The 6854-nt window shown below is 68.0% G+C and carries 6 protein-coding genes; all 6 read left to right on the forward strand.

Going from position 1 to position 6854, the window contains the following annotated elements:
• Positions 1-115 precede the first annotated feature (115 nt).
• Positions 116-352 carry a DUF433 domain-containing protein gene (locus K2Z83_RS27410; protein WP_220598351.1) on the forward strand — a complete coding sequence of 79 codons (237 nt, stop codon included), beginning with the start codon at positions 116-118 and terminating at the stop codon, positions 350-352.
• On the forward strand, positions 349-705 hold the full coding sequence (locus K2Z83_RS27415; protein WP_220598352.1) for a DUF5615 family PIN-like protein: 357 nt from the start codon (positions 349-351) through the stop codon (positions 703-705). Before K2Z83_RS27410 ends, K2Z83_RS27415 begins: the two co-directional genes overlap by 4 nt.
• 159 nt (positions 706-864) lie before the next feature.
• A complete protein-coding gene (gene pulA, locus K2Z83_RS27420; RefSeq protein ID WP_220598353.1) occupies positions 865-4461 on the forward strand; it encodes a pullulanase-type alpha-1,6-glucosidase in 3597 nt (1198 codons plus the stop codon).
• 47 nt (positions 4462-4508) lie between these two features.
• On the forward strand, positions 4509-5675 hold the full coding sequence (locus tag K2Z83_RS27425; protein WP_220598354.1) for a DNA cytosine methyltransferase: 1167 nt from the start codon (positions 4509-4511) through the stop codon (positions 5673-5675).
• Positions 5672-6436 carry a GIY-YIG nuclease family protein gene (locus K2Z83_RS27430; RefSeq protein ID WP_220598355.1) on the forward strand — a complete coding sequence of 255 codons (765 nt, stop codon included), beginning with the start codon at positions 5672-5674 and terminating at the stop codon, positions 6434-6436. Before K2Z83_RS27425 ends, K2Z83_RS27430 begins: the two co-directional genes overlap by 4 nt.
• A 22-nt stretch (positions 6437-6458) precedes the next feature.
• On the forward strand, positions 6459-6854 hold a 396-nt coding region (locus K2Z83_RS27435), incomplete at its 3' end, for a M20/M25/M40 family metallo-hydrolase (RefSeq protein WP_220598356.1).

Below are 6854 nucleotides of genomic sequence, written 5' to 3' on the forward strand. Positions count from 1 at the left end.
CCCTTGGCGCGGTAGTCCCCAGGACGTAACGGCCTCGCTGGCGCCGGGGGCGTGAGGCGCTCATGTGCGCTATACTTACCCTACCGTTAGTAATGGCGCGAGATGGAGCATACCTATGAGGCAGCCAGCGATCACCGCAGACCCGGCGATCATGATGGGAAAGCCCGTCGTCGCGGGGACGCGCATTACGGTTGAGGCCATCCTGGATAAATTCGCGGCAGGTGAGACGCTCGATCAGCTCCTTGCCGCCCACCCCAAGCTCACACGCGAGGCGGTCTTTGCCGCGTTCACCTATGCCGCTGATGTCTTGCGGTCGGATACTGTCTACCCCATCTCTGATAAAGCAGCATGAATATCGTCGCAGATGAGGGGGTTGATCGCCCCATTGTCGATCAGCTGCGGCAGGATGGCCACGATGTGGTCTATATCGCCGAGGAGTCGCCCAGCATTACCGATGATGAGGTTCTGAGGATTGCGAACACTCGTGGATCCGTCCTCCTCACCATCGACAAAGACTTCGGGGAGCTTGTCTTCCGGCTCAATCGCGTTGACCATGGCGTCGTCCTTGTGCGCCTAGAGGGACTCCATGCGGCAACAAAGGCAGCTATCGTCGCGCACGCTTTTCGCGACTATGGGCATGAGCTGGGCTCAGCCTTTAGCGTCATTGGGCCGGGAACGGTGCGCATTCGCAAAAAGATACCCTGACGGCCTTCCCCGCACCTGCGCCGGTCGCCGCCCTCCGCGTCCGTGTCCTCCGCCCAGCTTCGCGTCCTTCGTGGTCCAGACGCCCCCCGCCCCCGCGCCCCAAACGCTGGTATACTTCCCCCTAAGATCACCCTCGCCCACGCCCAAGGAGCGCCCGCGATGTCCCTCCGCCGATGGAGCCTCGTGGCGGCGATGCTGCCGGCCCTCGCCCTGCTGCTCGCCCCCCTCGCGCCGCCCGCCGCCGCCCGCCAGGGCGACGGCCCCAGGACCGTGACTATCCCCGGCACCATCCAGAGCGCCCTCGGCTGCCCCGGCGACTGGCAGCCCGCCTGCGCCGGCACCTACCTCGCCTACGACCCCGCCGCCGATGTCTGGAGCGCCCGCTTCGACCTGCCCGCCGGCGAGTATGAGTATAAGGTGGCGCTCAACGATAGCTGGGCCGAGAACTATGGCCTGAACGCCACGCAGAACGGCCCGAACATCCCGCTCGTGCTGGCGAAGCCGGCCAGCGTGCGCTTCGCCTACGACCATAAGACCCACTGGGTGGCCGACAGCGTCACCAGCGCCCTCGCCGTGGTCGCCGGCGACTTCCAGGCCGCCCTGGGCTGCCCCGCCAACGATGACCCGTCCTGCCTGGCCTCCTGGATGCAGGACCCCCAGGGCGACGGCAGCTACGCCTTCGTCACCACGCGCATCCCCGCCGGCACCTACCGCGCCCGCGTCGCCCTCGGCGAGTCGCTCGACGGCGCGCTCGGCGCGGGCGGTGCCCCCGGCGGCGAGCCGATCCCCTTCACGGTTGCGAATGATGGAGACGAGATCTACTTCGGGTATGATGTGAACACAGGAAATGTGACTATCTCCACCGAGGGCGCGCCCAGGGGCGACCTGAGCAAGGCCCGCGCCCACTGGGTTGGCCGCGACACGATCGTCTGGGACGTGATCGGCTCGCCCGCGTACTCGTACGCGCTGTTCGCCGACCCCGCCGGCGCGATCAGCCTGGGGCCGACGAGCGTCTCCGGCGGCCGGCGCATCGACCTGAGCTTCAGCTCGGCCGGCCCCGCCGACGCGCTGCAGGCCTTCCCCCAGCTCGCCGGCTTCTCGGCGCTCAAGCTGGGCGCGGCCGACCTGCCCCTCGTCCCCGAGCTGCTGCGCGGCCAGCTGGCGGTGGCCGCCTACGACCAGGACGGCAGGCTGATCGACGCCACCGGCCTGCAGATCCCCGGCGTGCTCGACGACCTGTTCCGCACCGATGGCGCCCTCGGCCCGGACTTCATCACCATCTCGGGCGCGGCCGGCGCCGTGCAGCAGCCGGTGCTGCGCCTCTGGGCGCCCACCGCCCGCGCCGTGCGCCTGCTGCGCTTCGCCGACAGCGGCCCCGATACCCCCGCTGTGCCCGCGCCTATGGAGCGCGACGAGGCAACCGGCGTCTGGAGCATCGTCGGCGACCCGAGCTGGCTCGGCCAGTACTACCTGTACGAGGTCGAGGTGTATGTACACGCCGAGGGCGCCGTCGTGACCAACCAGGTCACCGACCCCTACGCGCTGAGCCTGAGCGCCAACTCGACGCGCAGCCAGATCGTCAGCCTGGACGACGCGGCGCTCAAGCCGGATGGCTGGGACGAGATGCAGAAGCCGGCCCTGGCCGCGCCCGAGGATATCGTGCTCTACGAGCTGCACATCCGCGACTTCAGCAGCTTCGACCAGAGCGTGCCGGCCGAGCTGCGCGGCACCTACCGGGCCTTCGCCCTGCCCGACAGCGCCGGCGTGCGCCACCTGCGCGAGCTGGCCGACGCCGGGGTGAGCCACGTCCACCTGCTGCCGGCATTCGACATCGCCACGATCGAGGAGCGCCGCGCCGACCAGGCCGCGCTGCCGCTGGATCAGCTCCGCGCCCTGCCGCCCGACTCGCCCGAGCAGCAGGCCCTGCTCCAGCCCCTGCGCGACCGGGACGGCTTCAACTGGGGCTACGACCCCTACCACTACACGGTGCCCGAGGGCAGCTACAGCACCGAGCCCGACGGCCCCCAGCGCATCGTCGAGTTCCGCGAGATGGTGCAGTCGCTCAGCGGCATGGGCCTGCGCACGGTGATGGATGTGGTCTACAACCACACCGACGCCAGCGGGCAGGCCGAGCGCTCCGTGCTCGACAAGATCGTCCCCGGCTACTACCACCGCCTCGACGCCGACGGCGCGGTGACCAACTCCACCTGCTGCGCGAACACCGCCACCGAGCACGCCATGATGGAGAAGCTGATGGTCGACTCGGTGCTGACCTGGGCGAGGGAGTATAAGGTGGACGGCTTCCGCTTCGACCTGATGGGCCACCACATGAAGCGGAACATGCTCGCCCTGCGCGCCGCCCTGGACGGCCTGACGATCGAGAGGGACGGGGTGGACGGCAGGGCGATCTATGTCTACGGCGAGGGCTGGGACTTCGGCGAGGTGGCGGGCGGAGCCAGGGGCGAGAACGCCACCCAGATCACCATGGCCGGCACCGGCATCGGCACCTTCTCCGACCGCCTGCGCGACGCGGTGCGCGGCGGCGGCCCCTTCGACGGCCTGCAGGACCAGGGCTTCGCCACCGGCCTGTTCAGCGCGCCGAACGCCACCGACCAGGGCGACGCCGACGCACAGCGGGCGAGGCTGCTCGACCTGAGCGACCTGATCAAGCTGGGGCTGGCCGGCAACCTGCGCGCCTACGCGCTGACCAGCGCAGCGGGCGAGCCGCGCACGGGCGAGCAGATCAGGTACCGCGGCGCGCCGGCCGGCTACACCGAGGACCCGCAGGAGCAGATCGTCTACGTCTCGGCCCACGACAACGAGACGCTCTTCGACGCCATCCAGCTCAAGGCGCCGGCCAGCGCCGACGTGGCCGAGCGGGCGCGCATGCAGCTGCTCGGCCTGAGCCTGGTGGCCTTCGCCCAGGGCGTGCCCTTCTTCCACGCCGGCGACGAGCTGCTGCGCTCGAAGTCGCTCGACCGCAACAGCTACAACTCGTCGGACTGGTTCAACCAGGTGGACTGGACGGGCCAGACGAGCGCCTTCGGGGTCGGCCTGCCGCCGGCGGGCGACAACGAGGCCAGCTGGCCGATCATGGCCCCGCTGCTGGCCGACCCGGCCCTGCGCCCCGGCCCGACGGTGATCGCCGCGACCTACGCCAGCTTCCTGGACCTGCTCAGGGTCCGCCGGAGCACGCCGCTCTTCCGGCTGCGCACGGCGGCAGATATTCAGCGCTCGGTGAGCTTCCTCAACAGCGGCCCCGGCCAGATCCCCGGCCTGATCGTCATGAGCATCAGCGACAACGGGCCGAGCCGGATCGACCCGCAGATCGGCCAGGTGGTGGCGCTGTTCAACGGCACGCCCGCGCAGATCCAGCTCAGCGACCCGGCCTTCGCGGGGGCCGCGCTGATCCTGCACCCGGTGCAGCAGGACGGCGCCGACTCACGGCTGCGCGCGGCGACCTTCGACCCGGCCGGCGGCACCTTCAGCGTGCCCGCGCGCAGCGCGGTGGTGTTTATCGGCTCCGCGCCGGTGGTTGGCCTGGCCGCCGCGCCCGCCGCCAAGCCCACCGGTGCGCCCGCCGCCACAATCGAGCCCACCGTCGCGCCGACGGCCGCGCCCGCGCCCACAGTTGCGTTGGAGCCGACCGCCGCGCCGGTGGTGTCGCAGGGCAATGGACTGCCCATCCTGGCCGGCATCGCCGTGGTGGCGATCATCGCCGCCGCCGCCATCGTGACGCTCCGGCGGCGGCGGTGATAGATATGCTAGAATAAGGCATACCTGTTTACCGATAGGATACAGCTATGCGATCCATCGAACTGTTTGCCGGCGCGGGCGGGCTAGGCATCGGCCTCCACCGCGCTGGGTTCCATCCGGTACAAGTTATCGAGTGGAATCGCTACTGCTGCGATACGCTCCGTGCGAACAAGCAGCGCCAGATTGCAGATATATCCGACTGGAACCTCGTTGAGGGCGATGTTCGCAGTATCGACTTCACCGCCTACGAGGGGCAGATCGATCTTGTCTCGGGCGGCCCGCCGTGCCAGCCGTTCTCTGTGGGCGGGAAGCACCGCGCACAAACCGATACGCGCGATATGTTCCCAGAGGCGATCCGCGCGGTTCGGCAGACAAAGCCCAGGGCATTTATGTTCGAGAATGTCAAGGGGCTGACCCGAACGACGTTTCGCAATTACTTTGAGTATATCCGCCTTCAGCTAGAGCACCCCGATGTCATGGCGGATGCGGGCGAGGACTGGGCCGATCATCTGGCGCGGCTTGAGCGCCATCATACCAGCAAGGTTCGCTCCGATCTACACTATCGCGTTGTGGCGAGGGTGCTGAACGCGGCGAACTATGGGGTGCCGCAGCGGCGCGAGCGGGTGGTGTTCGTCGGCTTCCGCGACGATCTCTCTGTCGAGTGGGCCTTCCCCGAGGCCAGCCACTCGCTAGACGCACTTCTATGGGAACAAACACACGGCGACTACTGGGAGCGCCACGATCTGCCGACGCATGATCGTGTGCTGAGCCCACGCGCGCAGGAGCGCGCGGCTCAGCTCACTGAGCAGCCCCAGGAGCGCCCCTGGCGAACCGTCCGTGACGCGATCCATGATCTGCCCGACCCGGAAGCCCAGCCTGATCTCGCCTGTGTCGTTGCGAACCACCGCTTTCAGCCCGGTGCCCGTACCTACGCAGGCCACACCGGCAGCCCACTCGACGAGCCAGCGAAGACTCTGAAAGCCGGCGTTCACGGAGTCCCCGGCGGCGAAAATATGCTCGCCCGCCCGGATGGGTCGGTGCGCTACTTCACCGTCCGCGAGAGCGCCCGCCTCCAGACATTCCCCGACTCGTTCCTGCTACAGGGCGCCTGGACAGAGGCGATGCGTCAGCTCGGCAACGCGGTTCCGGTCGAGCTGGCCCGCATCGTCGGGGCGGATGTCGCCCGGCAGCTGGAGAGAGGCGCGGACCAATGATCGCCGGCTACCAGGACTTCGAGTTTGATCTGCCGGGGGCGCTGCTCGCCCGGCTGGTTGAGGTGCTGGATGAGATGATTTCCGCGCCACTCGATTCTGAGCCGCTGGACAACATTCCCGAGGCTCAGGGCGTCTATCAGCTCTTCTTGGATGGGCAGCTCGTCTATATCGGCAAAACAGACGCCGAGGCTGGCCTGAGCCGCCGTCTGCGGCGTCACTACCAAAAGATCCAATACCGTGCAGGGCTCGATCCTAGCCGTGTGTCATTTAAGGCGGTGCGAATCTATGTATTTACCGCCGTCGATCTCGAAACACAGCTGATCGCCCATTATGGCGGCCTCTCGCAGGTGCAATGGAACGGCAGTGGCTTTGGGTCGAATGACCCTGGGCGAGAGCGCGATACGACGAAGTTCAAGGATGATCACTTCGATGCGCGCTACCCGATTGATATTGACCGCGTGCTCGATATCGCCCTGCCCTCGCCCGCCCCTGCGGCAAGCTACCTCGCTGAGCTCAAACGTGTCGTGCCGTATGTGTTTCGGTTTGAGGCCGCGAGCGCCCGTTCGCGCGCCCCTCATGCGGATCTTGTAAGCACATCAGTATCACTTCCCGTCGGGCTGCGTATGACTCCTCGCGCCATTATCGCTGCAGTTGTGTCGCAGCTGCCCTCAGGCTGGCAGGCGATCCAGTTCCCCAGCCACGTCATCCTCTACAAGAATGACGTGCATTACAAGTATGGATCGCTCATCGCCCGCTCCTAGCTGATCATCGAGAGGACGCCCTATGCACGACCCCGACCTCTCCGACATCTTCGCCCACATCGACCGCCGCCGCGAGGAGTACCTGTCCCGCCTGATCGACTACGTGCGCCAGCCGAGCATCAGCGCCCACGGCACCGGCATCGCCGAGACGGCCGAGCTGATCGCCGGCGTGCTCGACGGCCTGGGCATGGCCGCCGAGGTCGTCCCCACCGACGGCTGGCCGATGGTGTTCGCCCAGCGCGCCGACGCGCCGGGGCGGCCCACCGTGCTGCTCTACGGCCACTACGACGTGCAGCCGCCCGACCCGCTGGAGGAGTGGGTGTCGCCGCCCTTCAGGCCCGAGGTGCGCGACGGCCGGATCTACGGGCGCGGCGTGGGAGACAACAAGGGCCAGCACCTGGCCCAGATCCTGGCCCTG

The sequence above is a fragment of the Oscillochloris sp. ZM17-4 genome, assembly GCF_019599295.1.
Taxonomy (GTDB): Bacteria; Chloroflexota; Chloroflexia; order Chloroflexales; family Chloroflexaceae; genus Oscillochloris.

Bases quoted from the DNA above. Each gene is read 5' to 3' on its own strand.
- K2Z83_RS27410 (WP_220598351.1), top strand. From the start codon at position 116: ATGAGGCAGCCAGCGATCACCGCAGACCCGGCGATCATGATGGGAAAG.
- K2Z83_RS27415 (WP_220598352.1), top strand. From the start codon at position 349: ATGAATATCGTCGCAGATGAGGGGGTTGATCGCCCCATTGTCGATCAG.
- pulA (WP_220598353.1), top strand. From the start codon at position 865: ATGTCCCTCCGCCGATGGAGCCTCGTGGCGGCGATGCTGCCGGCCCTC.
- K2Z83_RS27425 (WP_220598354.1), top strand. From the start codon at position 4,509: ATGCGATCCATCGAACTGTTTGCCGGCGCGGGCGGGCTAGGCATCGGC.
- K2Z83_RS27430 (WP_220598355.1), top strand. From the start codon at position 5,672: ATGATCGCCGGCTACCAGGACTTCGAGTTTGATCTGCCGGGGGCGCTG.